The sequence below is a fragment of the Cryobacterium sandaracinum genome (assembly GCF_004403415.1).
Lineage (GTDB): Bacteria > Actinomycetota > Actinomycetes > Actinomycetales > Microbacteriaceae > Cryobacterium > Cryobacterium sandaracinum.
In genome coordinates this window covers 118,344-141,585 of record NZ_SOGO01000007.1, presented here as the reverse complement: position 1 = coordinate 141,585, position 23,242 = coordinate 118,344, and the positions used below count along the sequence as shown (strand labels likewise).

The 23,242-nt window shown below is 67.5% G+C and carries 25 protein-coding genes, 1 tRNA gene and 1 other RNA gene; 19 read left to right on the top strand and 8 right to left on the bottom strand.

Going from position 1 to position 23,242, the window contains the following annotated elements; translation table 11 throughout:
- Positions 1-85: 85 nt before the first annotated feature.
- Entirely contained in the window at positions 86-376 is a 291-nt protein-coding gene (locus tag E3T25_RS01665) for a DUF3039 domain-containing protein (RefSeq protein WP_104100218.1), read from the top strand.
- A gap of 15 nt (positions 377-391) precedes the next feature.
- Here E3T25_RS01665 and E3T25_RS01660 read toward each other — a convergent pair whose 3' ends face one another.
- Together E3T25_RS01660 and E3T25_RS01655 are read right to left on the bottom strand one after the other, a co-directional pair.
- Positions 392-1,714 (bottom strand): nicotinate phosphoribosyltransferase, encoded by a 1,323-nt coding sequence (locus E3T25_RS01660; RefSeq protein ID WP_104100217.1) that lies wholly within the window; start codon positions 1,712-1,714, stop codon positions 392-394.
- A gap of 52 nt (positions 1,715-1,766) precedes the next feature.
- Positions 1,767-2,999: a beta-ketoacyl-[acyl-carrier-protein] synthase family protein gene (locus E3T25_RS01655; RefSeq protein ID WP_198411977.1), complete on the bottom strand. Its 1,233-nt coding sequence runs from the start codon at positions 2,997-2,999 to the stop codon at positions 1,767-1,769.
- A 243-nt stretch (positions 3,000-3,242) separates the two neighbouring features.
- Between E3T25_RS01655 and murI the strand changes: the two genes are divergently transcribed.
- The 4 genes from murI (at position 3,243) to E3T25_RS01635 (ending at position 6,436) form a co-directional block, all read left to right on the top strand.
- On the top strand, positions 3,243-4,106 hold the full coding sequence (gene murI / locus E3T25_RS01650) for a glutamate racemase (RefSeq protein WP_104100215.1): 864 nt from the start codon (positions 3,243-3,245) through the stop codon (positions 4,104-4,106).
- Positions 4,103-4,837 carry a ribonuclease PH gene (rph, locus tag E3T25_RS01645; RefSeq protein ID WP_104171581.1) on the top strand — a complete coding sequence of 245 codons (735 nt, stop codon included), beginning with the start codon at positions 4,103-4,105 and terminating at the stop codon, positions 4,835-4,837. Before murI ends, rph begins: the two co-directional genes overlap by 4 nt.
- A gap of 4 nt (positions 4,838-4,841) precedes the next feature.
- Complete coding sequence (gene rdgB, locus E3T25_RS01640) at positions 4,842-5,432, top strand: RdgB/HAM1 family non-canonical purine NTP pyrophosphatase (RefSeq protein ID WP_104100213.1); 591 nt, start codon at positions 4,842-4,844, stop codon at positions 5,430-5,432.
- 92 nt (positions 5,433-5,524) lie between these two features.
- Complete coding sequence (locus E3T25_RS01635) at positions 5,525-6,436, top strand: cation diffusion facilitator family transporter (protein WP_134371735.1); 912 nt, start codon at positions 5,525-5,527, stop codon at positions 6,434-6,436.
- 82 nt (positions 6,437-6,518) lie between these two features.
- Here the strand turns inward: E3T25_RS01635 and E3T25_RS01630 are convergent, their stop codons facing one another.
- From E3T25_RS01630 to E3T25_RS01620, 3 genes are all read right to left on the bottom strand, one after another.
- Positions 6,519-7,283, bottom strand: coding sequence for a DedA family protein (locus E3T25_RS01630; RefSeq protein WP_370295290.1), 765 nt, complete (start codon positions 7,281-7,283; stop codon positions 6,519-6,521).
- Positions 7,284-7,392: 109 nt separating this feature from the next.
- Positions 7,393-8,076 carry a DedA family protein gene (locus E3T25_RS01625; protein ID WP_134371733.1) on the bottom strand — a complete coding sequence of 228 codons (684 nt, stop codon included), beginning with the start codon at positions 8,074-8,076 and terminating at the stop codon, positions 7,393-7,395.
- 1 nt (position 8,077) lies between these two features.
- Positions 8,078-8,159: transfer RNA gene (locus tag E3T25_RS01620), tRNA-Leu, on the bottom strand.
- 186 nt (positions 8,160-8,345) lie between these two features.
- Between E3T25_RS01620 and E3T25_RS01615 the strand changes: the two genes are divergently transcribed.
- From E3T25_RS01615 to E3T25_RS01580, 8 genes are all read left to right on the top strand, one after another.
- Complete coding sequence (locus tag E3T25_RS01615; RefSeq protein WP_134371731.1) at positions 8,346-9,578, top strand: TadA family conjugal transfer-associated ATPase; 1,233 nt, start codon at positions 8,346-8,348, stop codon at positions 9,576-9,578.
- Positions 9,575-10,432, top strand: a complete 858-nt coding sequence (locus E3T25_RS01610; protein ID WP_134371729.1) for a type II secretion system F family protein — start codon at positions 9,575-9,577, stop codon at positions 10,430-10,432. Before E3T25_RS01615 ends, E3T25_RS01610 begins: the two co-directional genes overlap by 4 nt.
- Positions 10,429-11,367, top strand: a complete 939-nt coding sequence (locus tag E3T25_RS01605) for a type II secretion system F family protein (protein WP_134371821.1) — start codon at positions 10,429-10,431, stop codon at positions 11,365-11,367. Before E3T25_RS01610 ends, E3T25_RS01605 begins: the two co-directional genes overlap by 4 nt.
- A 68-nt stretch (positions 11,368-11,435) precedes the next feature.
- Positions 11,436-11,624 (top strand): hypothetical protein, encoded by a 189-nt coding sequence (locus E3T25_RS01600; protein ID WP_104100207.1) that lies wholly within the window; start codon positions 11,436-11,438, stop codon positions 11,622-11,624.
- A gap of 6 nt (positions 11,625-11,630) precedes the next feature.
- On the top strand, positions 11,631-12,041 hold the full coding sequence (locus E3T25_RS01595) for a TadE family protein (RefSeq protein ID WP_233191293.1): 411 nt from the start codon (positions 11,631-11,633) through the stop codon (positions 12,039-12,041).
- Positions 12,042-12,066: 25 nt separating this feature from the next.
- Positions 12,067-12,510 (top strand): hypothetical protein, encoded by a 444-nt coding sequence (locus E3T25_RS01590; protein ID WP_104171587.1) that lies wholly within the window; start codon positions 12,067-12,069, stop codon positions 12,508-12,510.
- On the top strand, positions 12,507-13,046 hold the full coding sequence (locus E3T25_RS01585; RefSeq protein ID WP_134371727.1) for a pilus assembly protein TadG-related protein: 540 nt from the start codon (positions 12,507-12,509) through the stop codon (positions 13,044-13,046). The genes E3T25_RS01590 and E3T25_RS01585 overlap by 4 nt, the downstream gene beginning before the upstream one ends.
- Before the next feature lie 42 nt (positions 13,047-13,088).
- On the top strand, positions 13,089-13,973 hold the full coding sequence (locus E3T25_RS01580; protein ID WP_104193868.1) for an EamA family transporter: 885 nt from the start codon (positions 13,089-13,091) through the stop codon (positions 13,971-13,973).
- A gap of 191 nt (positions 13,974-14,164) precedes the next feature.
- Here E3T25_RS01580 and E3T25_RS01575 read toward each other — a convergent pair whose 3' ends face one another.
- The 3 genes from E3T25_RS01575 to E3T25_RS01565 all read right to left on the bottom strand — a co-directional run bounded on the left by E3T25_RS01575 (position 14,165) and on the right by E3T25_RS01565 (position 16,664).
- Positions 14,165-14,821, bottom strand: a complete 657-nt coding sequence (locus E3T25_RS01575) for a pentapeptide repeat-containing protein (RefSeq protein ID WP_241980519.1) — start codon at positions 14,819-14,821, stop codon at positions 14,165-14,167.
- 2 nt (positions 14,822-14,823) lie between these two features.
- Positions 14,824-15,324, bottom strand: a complete 501-nt coding sequence (locus tag E3T25_RS01570; protein ID WP_134342960.1) for a nitroreductase family deazaflavin-dependent oxidoreductase — start codon at positions 15,322-15,324, stop codon at positions 14,824-14,826.
- Positions 15,325-15,392: 68 nt separating this feature from the next.
- A complete protein-coding gene (locus tag E3T25_RS01565) occupies positions 15,393-16,664 on the bottom strand; it encodes an MFS transporter (RefSeq protein WP_134371725.1) in 1,272 nt (423 codons plus the stop codon).
- Positions 16,665-16,974: 310 nt separating this feature from the next.
- Between E3T25_RS01565 and prfB the strand changes: the two genes are divergently transcribed.
- The 6 genes from prfB (at position 16,975) to E3T25_RS01535 (ending at position 23,218) form a co-directional block, all read left to right on the top strand.
- Positions 16,975-18,084 (top strand): peptide chain release factor 2, encoded by a 1,110-nt coding sequence (prfB, locus tag E3T25_RS01560; protein WP_104102756.1) that lies wholly within the window; start codon positions 16,975-16,977, stop codon positions 18,082-18,084.
- Positions 18,085-18,164: 80 nt separating this feature from the next.
- Entirely contained in the window at positions 18,165-19,397 is a 1,233-nt protein-coding gene (gene ftsE / locus E3T25_RS01555; RefSeq protein ID WP_134371723.1) for a cell division ATP-binding protein FtsE, read from the top strand.
- Positions 19,394-20,308 (top strand): permease-like cell division protein FtsX, encoded by a 915-nt coding sequence (gene ftsX, locus E3T25_RS01550; RefSeq protein WP_134341825.1) that lies wholly within the window; start codon positions 19,394-19,396, stop codon positions 20,306-20,308. Before ftsE ends, ftsX begins: the two co-directional genes overlap by 4 nt.
- 90 nt (positions 20,309-20,398) lie before the next feature.
- Positions 20,399-20,875 (top strand): SsrA-binding protein SmpB, encoded by a 477-nt coding sequence (gene smpB, locus E3T25_RS01545; RefSeq protein ID WP_104193627.1) that lies wholly within the window; start codon positions 20,399-20,401, stop codon positions 20,873-20,875.
- 140 nt (positions 20,876-21,015) lie between these two features.
- Positions 21,016-21,390, top strand: a transfer-messenger RNA (tmRNA) gene (ssrA, locus tag E3T25_RS01540).
- Positions 21,391-21,493: 103 nt separating this feature from the next.
- A complete protein-coding gene (locus E3T25_RS01535; RefSeq protein ID WP_134371721.1) occupies positions 21,494-23,218 on the top strand; it encodes a SulP family inorganic anion transporter in 1,725 nt (574 codons plus the stop codon).
- The last annotated feature ends 24 nt before the right edge of the window (positions 23,219-23,242 follow it).

Here is a 23,242-nt window from a genome sequence, read left to right as displayed (position 1 = left end):
TCGCTCGCGGTATCCTCCGGGCTCCGGCTCGCGGGCAGGATCGGCAGGCCTGCCGGTGTGCCCGCGGGTTGTTTAGACTGAGTGCATGACTGATCACTTTCGCGCGAGCATCGCAGAACCCGGAAACCCCGGCAGCGGCGGCGGCACCTCGACGCTCGACCGTGAGCTCGAGCAACTCCTCAACCAGGAGCACATCGAGCCGGGCGACCACGAGCGTTTTTCGCATTACGTGCCCAAAGACAAGATTCTCGAATCGGCTATTTCCGGCAAGCCGGTGCGCGCCCTCTGCGGCAAGAAGTGGCTGCCCGGACGCGACCCGGAGAAGTTCCCGGTCTGCCCGGCCTGCAAGGCCATCTACGAGAAGATGAAGGCCTGACCTGCCGGTTGAGCGCTACCGGTACAGGGTCGGGATGACGGGGTCGCCGCGCCCGAGGCGGAAGGCCTCGATCGGCAATTCCTGCATGACGGCTGCGTGGTGCGCGCGGGCGCGGGTCGTGCCGGCCGCCCCGAGGTAACTTTCGTCGATCACGCCGTCGGTGATCAGAGGCACCAGCAGCACGCGGTCCCGGCCCGAAGGCTCTGCGGGCGGAGTGGAGTCGGCCGGATCCTCGCCGATCAGGACGACCTCGGCGCGCGCGATCCCGGCGGAGTCGAGCCGGCGCACGGCCCGCTTTCGGCCGCCGACCGAGCTCTTCGCGGGTGAGGTCTTGGCGACGGGCACCCAGTCTCCGGCGTCGTCGCGGTGCGCGACGAGTTTGTAGACCATCCCGGCGGCGGGGGAGCCCGAACCGGTCACCACCGATGTGCCCACGCCGAAGGCGTCCACGGGCGACGCGGACAGGGCGGCGATGGAGAACTCGTCGAGGTCGCTGGTGACGGTGATGTGCGTGTTGACGGCACCGAGCGAGTCCAGTTGGCTGCGGGCCTCCGCCACCCTGGTCGGCAGGTCGCCGGAGTCGATCCGGATCGACCCGAGCGCCGGTCCGGCCACCCTGACGGCCAGTTCGATGCCCGCGGCGACGTCGAAGGTGTCCACGAGCAGAGTGGTGGCCGGTCCGAAGGCCGCGATCTGGGCACGGAAGGCGTCTTCCTCGCTGTCGTGCAGGAGAGTGAAGGAGTGGGCGGCGGTGCCCATGGTGGGCACGCCCCAGCTGCGGCCGGCCTCCAGGTTGCTGGTCGAGGCGAAACCGGCTATGTAGGCGGCCCGGGCGGCGGCGACCCCGGAGTACTCGCCAGTGCGGCGCGAACCCATTTCGGCGAGGGGGCGGCCCAGGCTGACCGAGACCATCCGTGCGGCCGCGCTGGCGACGGAGCTGTCGTAGTTGAGCACGCTGAGAATCAGGGTTTCGAGGATGACGCATTCGGCGAAGGTGCCGTCCACCGTGATCAGGGGCGAGCCCGGGAAGTAGGCCTCGCCTTCCCGGTAGCCCCAGATGGTGCCGCGGAAGGCGTAGTCGGCGAGCCAGGCGATGGTGGGCTCGCGCACCACACGGTTGTCTCTCAGCCAGGTGAGTTCGGCATCCGTGAACCGGAAGGCCCGGATGAGATCGAGCAGCCGCCCGGTGCCGGCCACGATGCCGTAGCGGCGGCCGGAGGGGAGGTGCCGGGCGAAGGCCTCGAACTGGCACTCTCGTGCGGCGGTTCCACTTTGGATCGCGGCGTCCACCATGGTGAGTTCGTACCGGTCGGTGCGGAATGCTGAGGTTTCGGTCACCCGGAAAGCTTATCCGCCCGGCCCGATACGTGTTCTTGTCGGAGCAGAAGGCCTACAGCGCCCCGAAGGCGACGATGCAGTTCTGCCCGCCGAAGCCGAACGCATTCGCCAGGGCGAACTTCACCGGCTTCTCCCGGGCGACCCGCGGCACGTAGTCGAGCGTGCAATCCGGGTCCGGGGTCGTGTAGTTGATGGTGGGCGGGATGATGCCGGTTCGGACCGACAGGGCGCAGAGCAGGCCGGAGAGGGCACCCGCGGCGCCGATCATGTGGCCGGTCATCGACTTGGGGGCGGTGACGGCGATGGAATCGGCAGCGTGCCCGAGTGCCTGGCGTATCGCCGAGGTCTCGGCCCGGTCGTTGGCTTGGGTGGACGTGCCGTGGGCGCAGATCATGTCGATGTCGCTCGGGTTCAACTTCGACTTGATGAGTGCGCGGGTCATGGCCAGGCTCGCGAACTTGCCGGTGGGTTCGGGCGCGACGATGCTGTGGCCGTCGCTGGTGAGGGCGCCGCCCAGCACCTCCGCGTAGATCTGGGCGCCGCGGGCTCGGGCGTGGGAGAGCAGCTCCATCACGAAGATGACCGCTCCCTCACCGAAGACGAGTCCGTTGCGGTCGGCGTCGAACGGCCGAGAGGCCTCGGCCGGGGAATCGTTGTTCTTGGAGGCCGCGTGCATGGCGTTCAGGCCCGCGAACATGACGGGCGTGATCGCAGCCTCGACCCCGCCGGCGATGACGACGTCGGCGTCACCCATGACGAGCATGGTGCGTGCCTCGAGGAGTGCGTAGGCCCCGCTGGCGCAGGCAAGGGCACTCGCGTTGACCGGTCCGTGGACGCCGAGGTCGATCGCGATCTCGCAGGCGGCCATGTTCAACAGGGCGGAGGGCACGAAGCGCGGCGGGATGCGCCGGGAGTCGCCGGAGTTGACGAGCTCGGTGGCTTCCTGGATCTCCGCGAAGCCGCTCACGGCGCTGTTGACGACGACCGCCGTGTCGATGCCTTCCATGGAGGCGCCGAAACCGGCGTCAGCCACCGCCTCGCGGGCTGCGGCGATCGCGAGCTGCGAGGCTCGGGATGCGCGCTTGACCTGCTTCACGGTCATCCGCTCGGCCGGAATGAAGTTCTTCACCTCGCCGGCGATCTGCGTCGGCAGACCGGCGGGATCGAATTGGGTGATCCGGGCTACGCCGCTGCGGCCGCCGGTGAGACCCGACCACGTGTCGCGCCAATTGTTGCCCAGGGGCGTCAAGGCGCCCAGCCCGGTGATTACGACTCGATCATTCACGGCGATCATCTCCTCAAACAACGAATGTGACGTCATTCTGTTGCGGCGTCCGTCGGTTGGCGGGAGCCATATTCCGAGTGTAGTTACGGCCATATTCCCCGAATGGAACGTGCTGACGCTACCGGGGCGAGACTGGGAACATGCCGTCAATCTTCCTGTCCGAGAGGTGATCTCCGGCCGCGCCGGACCGGGTGCCGCGCGTACACGGGTGGGGGTCAGGGATTCCGACTAGGCTCGACTGTCGTGACGGATGCACCGATTGGAATCTTTGATTCCGGAGTGGGCGGCCTGACTGTCGCCCGGGCAATCAAGGATCAACTGCCGAATGAATCGATCCTTTATATCGGAGACACTGCGCATTCTCCGTATGGCCCGAAGAGGATCGCGGATGTGCGCGGTTTCGCCCTTGACGTTCTCGACGACCTGATTGCCCAAGATGTGAAGATGCTGGTCATCGCCTGCAACACCGCTTCGGCCGCGATGCTCCGGGATGCCCGTGAGCGCTACAGCGTTCCCGTGGTCGAGGTCATCCAACCGGCCGTGCGCCGTGCCGTGCGCACCACCCGCAACAACCGGGTCGGCGTGATCGGAACACTGGGCACAGTCAAATCGCGCGCCTACGACGACGCGTTCGCCGCGGCCACCGACATCCAGCTCCTGACGCAGGCCTGCCCACGGTTCGTCGAATTCGTCGAGGCGGGAATCACCACGGGCGACGAACTCCTGTCGGTCGCCGAAGGCTATCTCGCCCCGCTGCGTGCCGCGGAAGTCGACACGCTCGTTCTCGGATGCACGCACTACCCCTTCCTGCGCGGTGCCATCTCCTACGTGATGGGGGACACCGTGACCCTCGTCTCCAGCGACACCGAGACGGCCAACGACGTGTACCGGCTGCTGGTGAGCCAGGGCCTGGAACGCACCGAGCAGGCGCCACCCAGCTACCGGTACGAGGCCACCGGCGACAGCGCCGACGATTTTCTGCACCTGGCTCACCGGCTGATCGGGCCGGAAATCGGTCGTGTCGATCTGGTCGAGACCGGGTCCTTCAGTTTGAGCGAGCTTGCCGAGTTCGCCGCATCGCATCCCAACCCCAAGGAGACCCCGTGACCGACACCGTGCGCGTAGACGGACGAACGAACGACCAGCTGCGCCCCGTCACGATCGAGCGCGGTTGGAGCGACCAGGCCGAAGGGTCGGCCCTGATCTCGTTCGGGCGCACCAAGGTGCTCTGCACGGCCTCGTTCACCAACGGCGTACCCCGCTGGATGGCCGGCAAGGGCAAGGGCTGGGTCACGGCCGAGTACTCCATGCTGCCGCGCTCCACCGACTCTCGGATGGACCGCGAATCGGTCAAGGGCCGCATCGGCGGGCGCACCCACGAGATCAGCCGCCTGGTCGGACGCAGCCTGCGCGCCGTGGTCGACATGAAAGCACTCGGCGAGAACACCATTGTGCTGGACTGCGACGTGCTCCAGGCCGATGGCGGCACCCGCACCGCGGCTATCACGGGAGCCTACGTGGCCCTGGCCGACGCCCTCGAGTGGGGCAGGGAGAAGAAGTTCCTCAGCCAGAAGGCCCAGCCTCTGATCGACAGCGTCGCAGCCATCTCCGTGGGCATCGTGGGCGGTGAGTCCATGCTCGACCTTGCCTACACCGAAGACTCCCGGGCCGAGACCGACATGAACGTGGTCGTAACCGGCCGCGGCCTTTTCGTGGAGGTGCAGGGCACGGCCGAGGCCGCGCCGTTCGACCGCACCGAACTTAATTCTCTGCTCGACCTGGCGCTGGCCGGGACGATCTCCCTGACCGAGTTCCAGACGACGGCGCTGGGGCGCTAGGGCCATGCAGGTCGTTCTCGCCACCCACAACCAGCACAAGGTCGAGGAGCTGCGGCGCATCCTCGCCCCCCGGCTCCCCGACCTCGACGTGCTGGCCTACGACGGCCCCGAGCCGGTCGAAGACGGCGTCACCTTCGCCGAGAACGCTCTGATCAAGGCGCGCGCCGCCGCCGCGCACACCGGTCTGCCGGCCATCGCCGACGACTCCGGCATCTGCGTGAACGTCCTCGGCGGTTCGCCCGGCATCTTCTCGGCACGCTGGGCCGGGCCCGCCCGGGACTCCGACCAGAACCTGCAGCTGCTGCTCTGGCAGTTGGGCGATGTGGCCGCCGAGCACCGCGGCGGACACTTCACCTGCGTCGCCGCGCTGGCCATGCCCGACGGCACGGAGTGGCACGTGACCGGGGAATGGCTCGGGCAGATCCTGACCGAGCCGAGCGGCGCCGGCGGCTTCGGCTATGACCCGATCTTCCTGCCCGACGGCTATGCGATCTCCGCCGCCGAGCTGACCCCGAACGTGAAGAACGAGCACAGCCACCGGGCGAGGGCCTTTGGCAAGCTGATTCCGGTGCTGGAGACGCTGCTGGAAGCCTGACCGGCGCATCCGTCTCGACTGCTGAGTACGGCACTCATTCCCAACTGACGGCTGAACTGGCGGCCGGGTTCCCGCGGCCCTAGCGTGGAGGCATGGGCCATGATCACGCGCACACCTCGCAGACGAACCGTGCGCGTCTGTCGGTGGCGATCGGGATTGTCGCCGCGGTGCTCGTGGTGGAGGTCGTCGGCGCCTGGCTGACCGGTTCCCTGGCCCTGCTGGCGGATGCCGGCCACATGTTCTCCGACCTCGCGGGTCTGATCATCGCTCTGACGGCCACCGTGGTGGCCGCGCGGCCGGCTACCGACCGGCAGACGTTCGGTTACCAACGGGCCGAGGTGTTCGGCGCCCTGCTGAACGGGCTCATCCTGGTGGGGGTTGCCATCGCTGTCGTGATCGGCGCCGTCGGCCGGCTGGTCGACGCCGGCGGCAGCGAGGTGCGGGCGACTCCCATGCTGGTCGTGGCCGTGATCGGCCTCCTGGCCAACGTTGCGTCCCTGCTCCTGCTGCGCCCGGCGGCCGGGTCGTCGATCAATATGCGCGGCGCTTACCTCGAGGTGCTCGGGGACACCCTGGGCTCGGTGGCGGTCATCGCCGCGGCCGGGGTCATCCTGGTGACGGGCTTTGTACAGGCCGATGCGATCGCGTCGCTGGTCATCGCCGGCATGATCGCGCCCCGAGCCCTCGTGCTGCTGCGCGACGTAGTGCGGGTGCTGAGCGAATCGGTGCCGGCCGCAACGGATGTCGCAGAGATCCGGCGGCACCTGCTGGAAACGAACGGCGTGGTGGCGGTGCACGATGTGCACGTGTGGATGATCACCTCCGGAGCCCACGTCTTCAGTGCCCACGTCGTGGTCGAACCTGTGGTGCTCGGCTCGGGTGGCTCCGGCGCACTTCTCGATGAGCTTTCCGCGTGTCTGGCCGACCATTTCGATGTGGACCACTCGACGTTCCAGCTCGAGCCGGCCGAGCACGCGGCGCACGAGGAGAACCCGCACCGGTAGCGTGACCCGCCGGGAGCAGCCCGGACTGTGTTGAGCCCGACTGTGTTGAGCCCGGACTGTGTTGAGTCCGACTGCGTTGAGCTCAGAGGTCGTGCTTGTGCTCGTCGCGCGTGTGCTTGTGGATGTCCTCGAAGGCGTCGGCGTCGAGGACGAGGCTTCCGGTTTGGATGGTCCGTCCGGTGCGCGCGTCCCGGCGGGCTCTGGACGCGGACTGTAGGTAGTGGAAGACGGTGGGGATGAGCGTGATGAAGACCGCGGCCAGCAAGATGATGTCGATGTAGTTCTGAACGAAATCTGCGACTGGCGGGATGTAGCCCAGGAAGAAGCCGAAGTAGGTGAGGCCGGTGCCCCAGAGGAGGGCGCCGATCAGGTTGTACAGCGAGTATTTGCGGTAGTCCATGTGGCCGACGCCGGCCGCGACCGGGGCGAAGGTGCGCACGATCGGCACGAAGCGGGCCACGATGACGGCCACGCCGCCGAAGCGAACGAAGAACGCGTTCGTGCGCTCGACGTTCTTGATGCTGAACAAACCGGATTCTTTGCGCTCGAAGACCCTGGGCCCGAACTTGTGCCCGATCAGATAGCCGACTTCTCCGCCGAAAAAGGCCGAGAATCCGATGGCCAGGGCCACCCACCAGATGTCGATCTGGATGACCCCGGCAAAGGTCAGCAGGCCGGTGATGACCAGCAGGGTGTCGCCGGGAAGCAAAAACCCCACCAGCAGGCCGGTCTCGGCGAAGACGATCGCGCAGACGCCCAGGAGGGCCCAGGGTCCGAACCCGTTGATCAGGACTTCCGGGTCGAGCCAGGGGATGACTGCCGTGGGAAGCAGGGCTGTATGAATCACTAAGAAACTCCTGTGGGCGTCGGTCAGATCGGCCGGGCGGCGGGATCACTGTGTGCTCTGTTATAGGCTAACGCGGTTTTCCGACAGTGCGCCGTGGGCTCGCAGTGGGTCAGGGAGCCTGGACCACTGTCGGGTCGTCGGGGAGCGCGCTGCGGGCATCCAGCCGGTTCTGGGCGCGATCCATCAGCAGGGTGCGCATGCCGAAGACGATTGAGGCGGTGATGAAGACCCCGGCGATGACATAGGCGGTGCTCTTCACGCCAGGGATGGCGGCCGCGTAGTAGCCGGTCAGAGTAAGACCCACGCCCCAGGCCAGGGCTCCGACCAGATTGCTGGTCAGGAACGTGTAGTAGTTCATGCGGCCGACGCCGGCGATCACGGGCACGAAGACGCGGCCCCATGGCATGAACCGGGCGACGACCACTGACCACCAGCCGTACTTGCGGTAGAAGGTCTCCGTCTTGGCGATGGCCGTGCGGGTGTGGCGGCCGCCGTGGCGGTCCAGGTAGGAGCGGCCGAAGTGGCGCCCGAGCAGGAAACCGACCTGGTCACCCAGGAACGCGGCGATGCCGGTTCCGACGGCCAGAACGGCGATGCTCAGGCTCGGCGTGGATGCAGCCACCAGGCCGGAGCCGAAAAGCAGGGAGTCGCCGGTGATGAACGGGATGAAGACCCCAAGGAACACCGCCGTTCCGGCGAAGACCAGGGCCCAAACGAGCAGGTAGAACAGAACGACGCTGGTACTCTCCAGCAGTTCGTTCAATTGGCCGTCCAGGGCCGAGATGTGACTCATGTGCGGGAGAGGGGACTTGAACCCCCACGCTCGAAAGCACAGGAACCTAAATCCTGCGTGTCTGCCAATTTCACCACTCCCGCGAAGTGCGCTTCCAGTGTACTTCGAGGGAGAGCCCCGCCCGTGAGCGTTGGCCACCTCTCTGGACCGGGCACCGGGGCCACCGCACTGTCGCATCGCCGCACGGGTCGGCCAGATCTGCACGTCTCCGGGCGCGTGGCTGTGGATAAGTCGGGCGTGGTCGGCGAGGGATGGGCGATCATGCAGGAATGAGCGAAGCCGTGCGCATCATCACCGAGCAGGTTCGCACTCGGGTGCGTCGCGACGGCGTCGACCTGGCGTCGAACTCCGGGCTCGCCGAGCAGTACGTGCGCGACGAGGTGCAGCGCTACGCCGAGCGGGCGCTCGGCAACTCCCTGCCGCTGATCGCCGACGAGCGCCAGGCGGCGCGCGAGGTCGTGGCCTCACTGACCGGGTTCGGGGCGCTGCAACCGTTCCTCGACGATCCCGGCATCGAGGAAATCTGGATCAACGCGCCCAGCCGGGTGTTCGTGGCCCGCGACGGGGTGCCCGAGCTGACCACCATGGTGCTCACCGCGCGGGAGGTGCGCGACCTGGTCGAGCGGATGCTGCAGGCCTCCGGCCGCCGCGTCGACCTCTCCTCCCCGTTCGTCGATGCCTCTCTGCCCGACGGGTCGCGGTTACACGTGGTCATCCCGGATATCACGCGCCAGCACTGGGCGGTCAATATTCGCAAGTTCACCCGGCGCATCCGCGACCTGAACCAGCTGGTCGGGCTCGGGTCGCTCACGCAGCAATCGTCCGAGTTTCTGCGCATGTGCGTGCTGGCCGGGCAGAATATCCTCGTCTCCGGTGCCACCCAGACCGGCAAGACCACCATGCTCAACGCCCTGCTCTCGGCCACGCGCAAGAACGAGCGCATCGTGACGGTGGAGGAGACGTTCGAACTCGACCTGGCCGCGCGCGACGTCGTGGCGATGCAGTGCCGCCAGCCGAGCCTCGAGGGAACCGGGGAGATCACCCTGCGCCGCCTGATCAAGGAGTCGCTGCGGATGCGCCCCGACCGGCTGATCGTCGGCGAGGTGCGCGAAGCCGAGAGTCTCGACCTGCTCATCGCCCTGAACAGCGGGCTGCCGGGCATGTGTTCGATCCATGCCAACAGTGCCCGGGATGCGCTCGGCAAACTGTCCACGCTGCCGCTTCTGGCGGGCCGCAACATCGACTCCTCGTTCGTGCTGCCGACCGTGGCCGGCTGCATCGACATCGTCGTGCACTGCGAGATCGACCGGCACGGACGGCGCCGGGTGACGGAGATCCTTGCGCCGAGCGGCCAACTGTCAGGGGCGATGATCGAGGCCAGCCCGATCTTCCTGGCCCAGCGGGGCGCCCTTGAGCCGACCGGGGGGTATCCGACGAAGCTGGCCAAGTTCCACGCGGCCGGACTCGACCCGGCCATCGTGCTGCGGACCGGGGCCGTATGACGCTCGCACTCGGGGCTCTGCTCGGCACCGGGCTGCTCCTGGTCGCCGCGCCGTTCCTCTGGCCGCGCACCAGGGGCAAGGCCCGGTCCCGCACGCCGGGACGGCTGCGGGCGAACCTCGCCCAGGCCGGACTCGGCAGCCTGCCGCTGCCGGCCTTCGTCGCCCTCTCGGCGGTGCTGGGGCTGGCGGTGTCGGCGCTGAGCCAGGCCCTCCTGGGCATCGCTGCCCTGTCGATCGTCACCGCGCTCGCCGGGCTGTCGCTGCCGACGCTGATGGTCGTCTGGCGGGTGCGCGCCCGGCGGCGGGCGAACCGCGCCGTCTGGCCCGACGTCGTTGACCACCTGGTGTCAGCGGTGCGGTCGGGCCTGGCACTGCCGGACAGCGTCGGCAGCCTGGCAGGGGCTGGCCCGCTGTCGACGCGGCCCGCCTTCGCCGAGTTCGCCCGGGAATATCAAGCGACCGGCAACTTCGGTTCCGCCGTCGACGGGCTCAAGGTCTCCCTGGGTGACCCGGTGGCCGACCGCATCCTGGAGACGCTGCGCATGGCCCGGGAGGTAGGCGGCAGCGACCTCACGGTCGTGCTGCGCAGCCTCGCGGCCTGGCTCCGGCAGGATGCCGCCATCCGCTCGGAGGTCGAGGCGCGCCAGTCCTGGATCGTCAACGCGGCGCGGCTGGGCGTGGCCGCGCCCTGGATCGTGCTGCTGCTCCTGGCCTCCCGGCCGGAGGCGGCGGTTGCGTACAACACCTCCGCCGGTGTCGTCGTGATCGTCGGCGGCCTCGGCGTCTCCGTGGTTGCCTACCGCCTGATGGTGGCGCTGGGACGGCTGCCCGAGGAACGCCGGTGGTTCAAATGAGCGCCGCGCAGGCCTGGGCGCTGTTCTGCGGCACCGCGTTGGGCGTGGGGCTCTGGTCGCTCGCCAGCTTGGTGCCTCGGCTGAGTCGGCCGCGCCTCGCGCAGAGGCTGGCGCCGTACATCCTCGACGTGTCGGCGGAGGCGCGGCTATTCGTGGGGCGCACGACGGTGCATCCGTTGCCGGTGCTCGGCACCCTGTTCGCGCCCGTGTTCGGCGCCCTCAAACGAGCGTTCGGCGCCGTTCTCGGCGGCACGGAGACGATCGCCCGACGGCTCCGGCAGTCGGGGTCGGTCCGCGGCACCGACGAGTATCGATCGGAGCAGGTGGTGTGGGCGCTCGCTGGACTCTTCGTCGGGGCAGGTGCGGTGGTTGCCCTGCCGGCGTTTCGGTCGATGCCGGTGCTGGTGCAGGTCGTTCTGCCGGTGGTAGCCGCGGCGGGCGGCGCGCTGGCCCGCGATTGGATGCTCGGCCGCGCCGCCACCGCCCGCCTCGCGCGCATGCAGAGCGAGTTTCCGACCGTCCTCGAGTTCATGACGCTGTCTCTGTCGGCGGGGGAGGGCATCCTGGATGCGCTCGCCCGGGTCTCGCGCACGAGCACGGGCGAATTGTCGCGGGAGCTGGCGGGGGTGGTGGCGGATGTGCGCACCGGGGTGCCGCTCGCCACCGCCCTGCACGCGTTGTCACGTCGGATCGCGCTGCCTGCGGTGACCCGGCTGGTCGATCAGGTCACGGGTGCGCTCGACCGGGGAACCCCGCTCGTGGAGGTGCTGCGCGCCCAGGCGCAGGATGCCCGCGACGAGGCCAAACGCGAACTGATCGAGGTGGCCGGCAAGAAAGAGGTGGCCATGCTCGTGCCGCTCGTTTTCCTGATTCTGCCCATGACGATCCTGTTCGCGATCTTCCCCGGCCTGTTCATCCTGCAGAGCGGATTCTGAACCACTGAACCACTGAACCACTGGCGCACGAGAGAACCACTGTCCCCACGAGAGAAAGTGAGTCAATCATGAAGACACTGCAGCGACGTGTGCGCGACCGGTGGAGCGATGCCGGGGGCGATGAACGAGGCGACGTTCCGGGATGGGTGCTCATCACCCTGATGACGGCCGGGCTGGTCATGATCATCTGGGGTCTGGCCGGTCCGGCGTTGAGCGGCGTGTTCCAACAGGCGATCGACCGGGTCAGCGGAATGTGACCGGCCGTGACGCGCACGCGGGGGAACCGAACCCGATCGCTCGGTGGTGAGGAGGGGTCGGCGGCCGCCGAATTCGTGATGGTCGGCGCACTGCTGACCGCGCTGACGCTCGGCGTCATGCAGCTGGGGCTGACCCTGCTCGTGCGCAACACCGTGCTTGACGCCGCCGCCGAGGGAGCCCGGTACGCCGCGCTCGCCGACAGCGGGCTGGGTGAGGGTGCGGCACGCACCCGCGAGCTGATCACGACGTCGATCGGGCCTGCGTATGCAACCGATGTGGAGGCCAGCTATGGGGACTATGGCGGGTTCCCGAGCGTGCAGGTGCGCGTCGTGGCGCCGCTGCCGCTGCTGGCCCTGTTCGGCGTCGATCGCGGGCTGGAGGTGGTCGGACATGCGGCGGTCGAGACCCTGCGGTAGTGGGGGCCGAGTCAGCCGTTGGCGTGTGTGGTCGGCGAACGGAGAGCAGGGTTCGGCCTCGCTGGAGTTCATCACGGCCGGCCTGATCCTGCTGGCGCCGCTCGTCTACCTGGTGTTGGCGATGGCGGCGCTGCAGGGCGGCGCCCTCGCCGTGGAGGGAGCAGCCCGCCAGGCCGCACGCGTCTACGTCCAGGCGCCCGATGAGGCCGCGGCGAACGCCCGCGCCGAGCGGGCCGTGCAGTTCGGGCTCACGGACTACGGCATCGACCCTGCGGGTGCCGAGGTAAACGTGGCCTGCGAGGCCGGTGTGAACGGATGCCTGACCCGGCAGAGCACAGTCACGGTCACCGTGCGCATCCGGGTGGCCTTGCCGCTGCTGCCGGACCTCCTCTCACTGCGCGACTCGGCCAGTGTTCCCCTGGAGGCCCAGGCCACGCAGACGGTGTCCCGCTTCTGGCGGGCCGGATGAGCGGCGGCGGAGGCTCGGCGGTCGCCTGCGCGGCAGCGCTCGCGGGCACGCCATCGGGATCGCGGGCGGCGCGGTGGCGGCGCCGGCTGCCGATCCGGTCCGGAGGCGAGAAGGGATCGACGCTCATCCTCACGATCTTCTACGGCTTCCTCGCCCTGCTGCTGATCCTCGTCGTCGTGGCCGCGACCTCTCTGTACCTGGAGCGCAAACGCCTGCTGACCCTCGCGGACGGCGCTGCGCTCGCCGGGGCCGAGGCGTTCGACCTGGGCGCGATGGCCGTCACGGTCGACGGCTCGGGCGCGGAGTTGCGACCCTCCCTGTCGTCTGCTGGAGTGCGGACGGCCGTGGAAGAGTTTCTCGCAGCCACCCCGGATGGCCGGATGGAGGGACTGAGGGTGAGCGGTGCGGCATCCGTCGACGGGCAAAGCGCCACGGTTTCACTGAGTGCCTATTGGCGTCCGCCGGTGCTGGCCGTGCTGCTGCCGGCCGGGGTGCCGCTGGAGGTCACGGCGGTGGCGCGCTCGGTGTTCCGCTAGCGTTAGCGAAACGCGCCTGACCCGGCGCAGGGGAGGAGAACCGTGACGGCCGAGCGCGACCGCCTGACCGGTGCCGGCGCCCAGGTCGTGACCGAGGTGAGCATCAACTTCGGGTCGTCCCTCGCCGGTCTGGCCATTCCGCTCGTCGGCTCGCCCGTCGTCGTCGCAGTGCGGCAGCTGGTGATGGCCGCCACGGTGCTGCCCTTTTACCGGCCAAAACTGGCCGGCCTCAGCTGGCGTCGGCTGTGGCCGGCGCTGGCGCTCGGTGTCGTGCTCGCGGTGATGAACCTCACCTTCTACGAGGCTGTCGACCTGCTCGGGCTCGGCATCGCGGCCACGATCGAGTTCCTCGGTCCGTTTGCTCTGGCGCTGGCCTCGTCGCGCCGACTGCTCGACTTCGTCTACGCCACCGCGGCGGCCGGTGGGGTGTTCCTGCTCACCTGGTCTGACGGGGCACTCAATCTGCTCGGCATCCTCTTCGCCCTGACCGCGGCGGCGTCATGGGCGGCCTACATTCTGCTGACCCGCAAGGTGGCCGTGACCTTCCCCGGGCTTGAGGGCATTTCCGTGGCCAGCGTCGTCAGCCTGACTTTGCTGGTGCCGTTCGCGCTGCTCACGGTCGACTGGCCGAGCCTCAATTGGGGCGTGATCGGGCTGCTGCTCGCCATCGGCGTGCTCTCGTCGGCGTTCCCGTACACGCTGGACACCTTCATCTTGCGCCGCATCACCCCGCGCCTCTACGCGATCATCACCAGCTTCGGCCCCGTGATCGCGGCGCTGTTCGGCGCGCTGGTACTGGGGGAGACCTTCCTGGTGCAGCAGCAGATCGCCATCCTTGTGGTGTGCGTGGCGGCCGGCGCGGCCATCGCCAGCCAGCGCGAAACGCCGAAATCCGAACTCGAGATCATCGCGGGCGCGATTCCCTGATCGGGCGCGATTCTCCGATCGGGCGCGTGCGGGCATCCGTCGCCGGCTGGCCGGCGTTGAACCAATTCGACGGAGATATTGTCTCAAAGGCCTGTTTTCAGCGGGTCTGGGGCTGATTTCGGCAAAATCTCCGTCGAATTCGTTAGGGGCGGGCTATCTGCGCAGCGCCCGCGGCTCGGGGACTGACTCGGCTAGGTGACGATGATGCCGAGGTGTGCGGCGAAAACGGGCGCAAGCAGGCTGAGCTGGGCGTCATCGATGGTGGCGCCGCGCAGCCCCTCAAGCCCGTGGATGGCACTGAAGTCGCTCGAGCGTAGGTCGGCGTCCTTGAGGGTGGCACGGGTCACATCGAGGGTGCCGACGCGGCAGTCGCGCATCTCGAAGCGCTGCACGGTGGCGCTTCCGAGGTCGAGCTCCTCGATGATGCAGTTGGAGAGCAGCACATCGGTCAGCGTCGCCCCGCGCAGGTTCACGAAGTCGAGCTTGGACTCGTCGATGTGCACCGAGCGCAGGGTGGCCTCGTAGAGCTCGAGCGACCCGAGCCGGGAGTGCTCCACCCTGACGTCCCGCCAGCTCGAGCGGGGCGCGCAGAAGACGGCCGCGTGCAGCTCGCCGGCCACGCAGTCGGCGACGGATGCCCCGCGCAACTGCGTGTCGCTGAGGGAGACTCCGCGCAGCTCGCACTCCTGGAAGCCGATGCCGGTCAGGTCCCGGCCGGACAGGTCGCATGCGCTGAAGCGCTCGGCCTCCCGGCTGTCACCGGCGCGGAGGTCGCTGCCGTCGGAGTCGGTCAGGCCGGCCAACACGATTCGGTCGATTCGGGGACCGCGGGTATTCGCGCGTGCCACCGTCAGGAGACGGGAGCAGCCGCGGCGGCAGTCGTAGTGGCGGGAGCGCCGGCAGCGGGAGCGGCGGGGGGAACCGCTTCCAGCACGAACACCGGGATGACCCGGTCGGTCTTTTTTTCGTAGTCGGCGTAGTCGGGGAACGCGGCCACGGCCCGCTCCCACCACGCAGCGCGTTCGGTGCCGGTGACCTCGCGGGCCAGCATGTCCTGACGGCTGGGGCCATCCTGCAGCTCGATGAGAGGGTGGGCCACCACATTGCCGTACCAGACGGGGTTCTTCGGGCTGCCGCCGAGGGAGGCGATGGCGGCGTAGGCACCCTCGTGCTCCACGCGCATCAGCGGGGTCTTGCGCAGCTTGCCCGACTTGGCCCCGAGGGTGGTGAGCACGATGACGGGCATCCCGCGCAGGGTGGTGCCTTCCGTGCCTCCGGAGCTTTCGTACAGGTCGACCTGGTCGCGCACCCACTGCTGGGTGCCGGGCTCGTATTCTCCGATGAGGGGCATACGACCATTAAACGCCCTCGGTCGGACTCCCATTCCCCCGGGTTCAGCGCGTCGGGGCCGAGGCAGCGTCAGGGACGCATGCGCGGCCGGCGAGGCGCGTAGCGGGGGATGTAGCGGCCCAGAATCACGGCGCCGAACAGTCCGAACACTCCCATCACGACGCTGGCGATCGAGATGGTGGCGACCGCGGTCAGGCCGGCCACGGCCAGGGGGGCGACGGCCCCGCCCAGGTCGGCGGTGAAGCGCCATGCGCCCAGGAACGGTGCCGGGCTGGTGTTCTTCGGGGCCAGGTCGGCGCCGAGCGTCATCAGGAGGCCACTGCCGATGCCGTTGGCGAGCGACAGGATCATGGCCACGGCGACGAACCACTCCACGTTGCCGGGCAAGTCGTGTGTGAACGCGAGAATGAGGTGCCCGGCACCTAGGCCGATCATCGACGGGATGGCGGTCCACAGGCGGCCGAAACGGTCCATGATCTGGCCACTGACGTAGAAGAGGGCGAAGTCGACCGCGCCGGCGATGCCGATGATCAGGGCGATGTCGGGGACGCTGATGCCGATGCTGACCGCCCAGAGCGGGAGCAGCACCGTGCGGGAGGCGCGCATTGCCCCGATCAGGCCCGCGCCCGTGCCAAGGCGCAGGAGCACCGCTCGGTGGCCCCAGATGGTGCGGAACAGCCCCTGGGATTCCTCGGCCGCGAGCTCCCGCCCGGCCGGCACGACAGATCCGTCGGGCGCCTTCACCAGTTGCGGGCCACCGAAAGTGCTCTCGGGATCGGGCAGCAGGAGCAGCATCGCGGCCGCGCCGAGGCAACAGACCACGAACACCCAGAACACCGACTCGGTGCTGTCGGTGAGGCTGAGCAGGGCGGCGGCGATGAACGGGCCGATGAACCAGCCGGCGCGGAAGATGCCGCCGAGGGTCGACAGCGCCCGGGCCCGGTAGGCCAGAGGCACGTAGCTGGTCATGAACGCGTGGCGGGCCAGGGCGAACACGGCGGTGGCCAGGCCGATCAGGAAGATGCCGATGCCCAGCACGAGCGGATTGGGAGCGACGATGCAGATCAGGACGGCGATGATCGTGAGCAAGGATGCCCAGATCATGGCGTTGCGCTCCCCGATGAGGGAGACCACCCAGCCGCTGGGGATGTCCCCGGCCAGTTCACCCACCATGATCATGGCGGCGATGAACCCTGCGATCGCGAGTGTGGCACCCAGGTCGTTGGCCACGATCGGGATCAGCGGGATGATCGCGCCCTCGCCGATCGAGAACAGGAGGGTCGGTAGGAACGCGGCAAGTGCGACGGAACGCATCTGGAAGGGGCGGTCGGCGTTACTCATGGCTTTTCGATGTTATCCCCGGGCGGGTGTTGGTGTTTCGAGTCCGCACCCTTACGGCAGCTTCGACCCGAACGAATTCGACGGAGATTCTGCCTGAATCAGCCCTGAGCAGGCCGAAAGAGCGCTTTCACACGAGAATCTCCGTCGAATTGGTTGACGCCGGGCAGGGCATTCCGCCGTGCACGAACCGCGGCCACACGGAATGGTCAGCATGGACCTTTGCAGGGTCCGGACCAGCCGCATCCGGCGCTGAAAGCGGACTCCACGAGCGGATGCCGTGACCGGGTGGCCCGGTAGGCTGGGGTTCGACATGATTGAGCTGGAATTCTCGGAGCAGATCGCCGCACTGCGGGCCACGTTCGACGACATCCGGTCGGTGATCGATATCGATCGACTCCGCACCGATATCGCCGACCTGAATGAACAGGCCGGTGCGCCCGATCTGTGGGACGACTCCGACCACGCGCAGAAGGTGACCAGCCAGCTGAGCCATCGCCAGTCGGAGCTGGCCCGCATCGTGAGCATCGAGTCCCGCCTCGACGACCTTGAGGTGCTGGTGGAACTCGCCAACGCCGAGGGTGACCAGGAATCGGCTGACGAGGCCACCGCGGAACTCGCGAGCATCACGAAGGTGCTCGGCGACCTCGAGGTGCACACGCTCCTCAACGGCGAATTCGACGTGCGTCCGGCGGTCATCACCATCCGTTCCGGCGCCGGCGGCGTCGACGCGGCCGACTTCGCCGAGATGCTGCTGCGCATGTACCTGCGCTGGGCCGAGCAGCACAACTACCCCGTGCAGGTGCTCGACGTGGGCTACGCCGAAGAGGCCGGCATCAAGAGCGCGACCATCCAGGTGGATGCGCCCTACGCCTTCGGCACGCTGAGCGTCGAGGCCGGCACGCACCGCCTCGTGCGGATGAGCCCGTTCAACTCCGCCGGTAAACGCCAGACCTCCTTCGCCGCTGTGGAGGTGGTTCCGCTGATCGAGCAGACCGAGTCGATCGAGGTGCCCGAGAACGACATCCGGGTCGACGTCTTCCGCTCCAGCGGACCCGGCGGCCAGTCCGTGAACACGACCGACTCCGCCGTGCGCATCACCCACCTGCCCACGGGCACGGTGGTGAGCTGCCAGAACGAGAAGAGCCAGATCCAGAACCGGGCCGCCGCCATGCGCGTGCTGCAGTCCCGGCTGCTGTTGCTGCAGCGCGAGCAGGAAGCCGCCACCAAGAAGGAGCTGGCCGGGGTGATCACGGCCAGCTGGGGCGACCAGATGCGCAGCTACGTGCTCGCGCCGTACCAAATGGTCAAGGACCTGCGCACCAACTACGAGGTCAACAATCCCGGCCAGGTGTTCGACGGCGACCTTGACGGTTTCATCGCCGCCGGCATCCGTTGGCGCAAGCAGGCGCCGCAGGGTTAGAGCCTTGATCTGCGGGTCTGTCACCGGTTAGGTATGTCGGAGTAGGAATTATCAAGATGCCTGCCTAGGCTCAAGGGGCCATGATTCGTTTTGACACCATCACCAAGAAGTATCCGGGAACGAACCGACCGGCACTGGACGCCATCAGCGTCGAGGTGCTGCGCGGAGAGTTCGTCTTTCTCGTCGGTGCTTCCGGCTCGGGGAAATCGACTTGCCTCCGCCTTGTGCTGAAGGAAGACCGGCCCACCAGCGGCAGCATTCACGTGCTCGGACAGGACTTGCGGTCGATCTCCAACCGCAAGGTGCCCTATTTCCGCCGCAACATGGGCGTCGTCTTCCAAGACTTCCGCCTGCTGCCGAATAAGAGCGTTTTCGACAACGTGGCCTTCAGTCTGCAGGTGATCGGCAAGTCGCGCGGGTTCATCCAGGAAGCCGTACCCGACACCCTCGAGATGGTCGGACTGGCCGAAAAGGCGCTGCGCCTGCCCCACGAACTCTCCGGTGGTGAGCAGCAGCGTGTTGCCATCGCCCGCGCCATCGTGAACAAGCCGCAGATCCTGCTGGCCGACGAGCCCACCGGAAACCTCGACCCCACCACCAGCGCCGGCATCATGGCCCTGCTCGAACGTATCAACGCCGCCGGCACGACCGTGATCATGGCCACCCACGAGGCCGGAATCGTCGACCAGATGCAGCGCCGTGTGATCGAACTCGTCGGCGGACGCATCGTGCGCGACGAGCGCCAGGGTGGCTACGCCACCGCGGCCATCCCCACCACCACCGCCGGCACCGGGCGCCGTTCCGCCCGAGAGGTTCCCAGTGGCTCGTCGGGTGTGGCACCTGCGGCTGCGGCACCGTCATCCATTTTCGCGCCGGCCGCCGCCGCCGCCCCTCCCGCCGTGCCCACTGACGAGGTTCTGCCTGCGTCGCACCCTCCCCTCACCTTTCCACCGGTTCCCGTGCCGGCGCCGGTCGCCGAGCCTGCCGCGGCCCCGTTCTCAGCCGCGAAGGGTCCGGCCGATCCGGCGCCCCTCGACGACGAATCGTCCGAGGACGCAGAAGTGGAAGTGGAAGTGGAAGTGGAAGCAGAAGCAGAAGCAGAAGCAGAAGCAGAAACGGACGCAGAAGCAGAAGCGGATTCCGCCGCCGATGCTTCGATGACCGACCTGAGCCGGGCCATGACCCGGCCGGTTCTTCCGATCACTCAGCACGACGTACCGGAGCAGTTGACCCTGGCCGAGAAGCTCGGGCTGCGCGCGCCGGGCGAAAAACCGGACCAGACCGGCGAACAGAATGTAGGGCCCACCCGATGAGACTCGGACTCGTGCTCTCCGAAGCAGCCAACGGCCTGCGCCGCAACGCTTCCATGGTCGTTTCCGTGGTGCTCGTGACCTTCATCTCGCTAACCTTTGTCGGCGCCGCGATCCTGATGCAGATGCAGATCGGGCAGATGAAGAACTTTTGGTACGACCGCGCCCAGGTGGGCATCTACATGTGCACCGCCATTTCGTCGGGTGAGACGTGCACGGCCGGGGAGGCCACGCCCGAACAGATTGACACGGTCAAGGCGCAGCTCGAGACCCCTACCCTGTCACCGTTCATCGACAAGTACTACTTCGAGACTCACGACCAGGCCTTCGAGAACTTCAAGAAGCAGTTCGCCGACAACCCGGTGGTCGACTACGTCACCGCTGACCAGTTGAACGAAACCTTCTGGGTCAACCTCGGCGATCCCTCGCAATCGGATGTGCTCGTAGAGGCTCTGTCCGGCGTCGCCGGGGTGGAGAACGTCGCGGACCAACGAAAGTACCTGGACCAGATCTTCTCCGTGCTGAACGTTGCCAGTTACACCGCGATCGGCATCGCCGCGCTGATGCTTGTGGCGGCGGCCCTGCTGATCGCCACCACCATCCGTCTCTCCGCGTTCTCCAGGCGGCGCGAGCTGGGCATCATGAGGCTGGTCGGGGCATCCAATCGGTTCATTCAAACGCCCTTCATCCTGGAGGGTGTTTTCGCGGCTCTGCTGGGATCGCTGCTGGCGGGAGGCGCCGTTCTCGGTCTCGTGTACTGGTTCGTGCAGGGCTATCTGGGCGAACGTCTGACCAACTTCTCCCTCGTCGGCATGCAAGACGCCCTCGTGGTGGTTCCGATCCTGTTGGTGGTCGGCGCGGTGCTGGCGGCCTTCTCCGCTCAATTCGCCATCACGCGCTATCTGAAGGTCTGACCTACTCCGCTCGGCCCGCCCCCAGAGCGCTAGACTGGTGGGCTGGTCGGCATCGCGTCCGAACACATCCACCGAGTCGAGGAGTATGCCGTGCCCAGGGAAATAGGCGAGAAGGTCGTCTCGACCAATCGCAAGGCACGCCACGATTACCTCATTGAGGAGACCTACGAGGCCGGAATGGTACTCAGCGGCACCGAGGTCAAGTCTCTCAGGGCCGGTCGGGCTTCGCTCGTCGACGGCTACGCTTTCATCGAGAACGGCGAGATCTGGCTGGACGCCGTGCACATCCAGGAGTACGTCGCCGGCACGTGGACCAACCACCCGCCGCGGCGCAAGCGCAAACTCCTGATGCACAAGCAGGAGATCATCAAAATCAGCCACAAAACCAAAGAGGGCGGCTACACGCTCGTCCCGCTGCGGCTCTACTTCAAGAACGGCAAGGCCAAGGTGGAGATCGCGGTCGCCAAGGGCAAGAAAGAGTACGACAAGCGCCAGACACTGCGCGAGCGCCAGGACAAGCGCGAGTCCGACCGGGCCATCTCCGCCCGAAAAAACCTCGGCGACTAGCCTTCCACCTCGTCGTATTGTAAGCTAAAGGGCTGCACGATCCATTCGGGCCGTGAGGATTGACACTCAGCAGATTGAAAACTCAACAGCGTGTGACAGTGACCCACTTGAATGCCGCCATGGTGGCAGTGAGTGCACATGGGGATGATCGGTTTCGACATTGCCTGCGCAATTATGAGAAGCGGGTCGAGGATGCAGGGTTATCTCGTAAACGATCTCTGCAAAACAATAAGTGCCAAATCAAACCGCACTGACTTCGCCCTCGCTGCCTAAGCGAGCGCACTAAGAAGTCCGCCAGGCCGGGAATGCTCTCTACCCGGACCCTGACGTCATTTAGAGAGATTGCTCCTACTCTGAGCCGCGGGGTGTAGGGGGACTCAAACGAGGGCTGGGCTCGTCGGATTAGATGCCAGCGGCAAATTCCGGAGCCGAGTAGAACGATTTCACTGGATACACCCGTAGAAGGCATATGACCACAGCAGTGGACGGGGGTTCAATTCCCCCCATCTCCACCACCGGTTGCTGTCACACGTTGTTGAGCCGGAAGGCCCGACCCCTCATGGGGTTCGGGCCTTTTTGCGTCGTGGTTATGGGGGAAGATGGGCCGGGAGGAACTCAATGGCGGCTGCGTGGGTGAAGAAGTGGGTGCCGGGTGTCGATACCGCGCTCACCTACCGGCGCGCCTGGCTGCTCCCTGACCTGAGGGCGGGGCTTGTGCTCACCGCCTTGCTGATCCCGGTGGGCATCGGCTACGCCGAGGTGGCCGGCCTGCCGCCAGAGACCGGCCTGTACGCCACGATCATTCCGTTGGCGGCATATGCCTTGTTCGGCCCCTCTCGCGTGCTGGTGCTCGGCCCCGACTCGGCCCTGGCGCCGATCATCGCGGCCGTGATCCTGCCGCTTGCCCTCGGCGACGACGACCGAGCGGTGGCCCTGGCGGGACTTCTCGCGATCATGGTCGGCCTGATCCTCCTGCTGGGCGGACTGCTCCGCCTCGGATTCGTGACCGACCTGCTCTCCAAGCCCATCCGGGTCGGCTACCTGAATGCCCTCGGACTCCTGGTGATCATTTCCCAACTGCCGGCGCTGCTGGGATTTTCGATCGACTCGGGTCCGCCGATTGCCGACGTGATCGCAATCGGGGCCGGTATCGCCGGGGGCGAAGTCAACCTCACCGCGTTGCTCTTCGGACTCGGGTCGCTGCTCATCATCGTGGGTCTGTCCTGGGGCAGATCTCGGATCCCCGGCGTGCTAGTGGCCGTCGTGCTGGCGACACTGCTGACTGCCGTACCCGGGCTTCACAGCACCATACCCGTCGTCGGGGCGATGCCGCAGGGACTGCCCGCTCCGGCGCTCGGCGGTCTGGTCTGGGCGGATGTCGCCGCGCTCGCCCTTCCCGCCCTCGGCGTCGCCCTGATCGCCTTCGCCGATACGGCCGTGCTGTCGCGCACGTTCGCCGCGCGCCGCGGCGAGAGTGTCGACGGGAGTCAGGAGATGGCGGCGATCGGCGCCTCGAACATCGCGGGCGGTCTGCTCGGCGGCTTCCCCATTTCGGCGTCGTCCTCGCGCACCCCCGTTGCCGAGAGCGCGGGCGCACGAACCCAGCTCACGGGCGTGGTCGGCGCCGCACTCATCGTGGTGTTCATGCTGCTGGCGCCCGGACTCACCGGCTACCTGCCCTCGGCGACCATCGCTGCCGTCGTGATCGTCGCGGCCGCCGGTCTGATCGACGTGAAGGGGTTCCTCGCCCTCGTGCGGATGAACAAAGTGGATGCCGCGCTGTCCATCGCGTCGTTCCTCGGTGTCGTGGTCGTGGGCGTGATCGAGGGCATCGGCGTGGCGATCGTGCTGTCCCTCGGGGCATTCGTGAGCCACGCCTGGCGACCCTACCGGGCTGAGCTCGGGCGCATCCGTGGGCTGCGCGGGTACCACGACCTGTCCCGTCATCCGGAGGGCGAGCGGTTGCCCGGCATCGTCATCGTGCGCTTCGACGCGCCGCTGTTCTTCGCCAACGGCGGCATTTTCGACGACTTCGTGCGTCGCGTCGTCACCGAGGCAGGGAGTGACGTGCACACGGTCATCCTGGCGGCCGAGCCGATCACAGAGATCGACACGACCGCCGTGGAAGAACTTCTGGAACTCGACGATTTCCTCGCCTCACGCGGGATCACGCTGATCTTCGCCGAGATGAAGGGTCCGGTGAAGGACCACCTGCGCGACTACGGTCTCAGTCGACGGTTCCCACCGGAGCGGTTCGCGGGCACCGTGGGCGAGGCGGTCGACGAGGTCACCGGCACATTGCGCGGCGACCTCGAGGGCACCGAATGGGGCGACGAGCACTGAGGCTGCGCTGAGATTCCGCGCGGA

Coding starts and splice junctions, on each gene's coding strand:
- rdgB (WP_104100213.1), top strand. CDS start 4,842: ATGCAGGTCGTTCTCGCCACCCACAACCAGCACAAGGTCGAGGAGCTG.
- E3T25_RS01535 (WP_134371721.1), top strand. CDS start 21,494: ATGGCGGCTGCGTGGGTGAAGAAGTGGGTGCCGGGTGTCGATACCGCG.
- E3T25_RS01605 (WP_134371821.1), top strand. CDS start 10,429: ATGAGCGCCGCGCAGGCCTGGGCGCTGTTCTGCGGCACCGCGTTGGGC.
- E3T25_RS01665 (WP_104100218.1), top strand. CDS start 86: ATGACTGATCACTTTCGCGCGAGCATCGCAGAACCCGGAAACCCCGGC.
- E3T25_RS01635 (WP_134371735.1), top strand. CDS start 5,525: ATGGGCCATGATCACGCGCACACCTCGCAGACGAACCGTGCGCGTCTG.
- ftsX (WP_134341825.1), top strand. CDS start 19,394: ATGAGACTCGGACTCGTGCTCTCCGAAGCAGCCAACGGCCTGCGCCGC.
- E3T25_RS01610 (WP_134371729.1), top strand. CDS start 9,575: ATGACGCTCGCACTCGGGGCTCTGCTCGGCACCGGGCTGCTCCTGGTC.
- E3T25_RS01625 (WP_134371733.1), bottom strand. CDS start 8,076: ATGAGTCACATCTCGGCCCTGGACGGCCAATTGAACGAACTGCTGGAG.
- prfB (WP_104102756.1), top strand. CDS start 16,975: ATGATTGAGCTGGAATTCTCGGAGCAGATCGCCGCACTGCGGGCCACG.
- E3T25_RS01615 (WP_134371731.1), top strand. CDS start 8,346: ATGAGCGAAGCCGTGCGCATCATCACCGAGCAGGTTCGCACTCGGGTG.
- ftsE (WP_134371723.1), top strand. CDS start 18,165: ATGATTCGTTTTGACACCATCACCAAGAAGTATCCGGGAACGAACCGA.
- E3T25_RS01570 (WP_134342960.1), bottom strand. CDS start 15,324: ATGCCCCTCATCGGAGAATACGAGCCCGGCACCCAGCAGTGGGTGCGC.
- E3T25_RS01600 (WP_104100207.1), top strand. CDS start 11,436: ATGAAGACACTGCAGCGACGTGTGCGCGACCGGTGGAGCGATGCCGGG.
- E3T25_RS01565 (WP_134371725.1), bottom strand. CDS start 16,664: ATGAGTAACGCCGACCGCCCCTTCCAGATGCGTTCCGTCGCACTTGCC.
- E3T25_RS01585 (WP_134371727.1), top strand. CDS start 12,507: ATGAGCGGCGGCGGAGGCTCGGCGGTCGCCTGCGCGGCAGCGCTCGCG.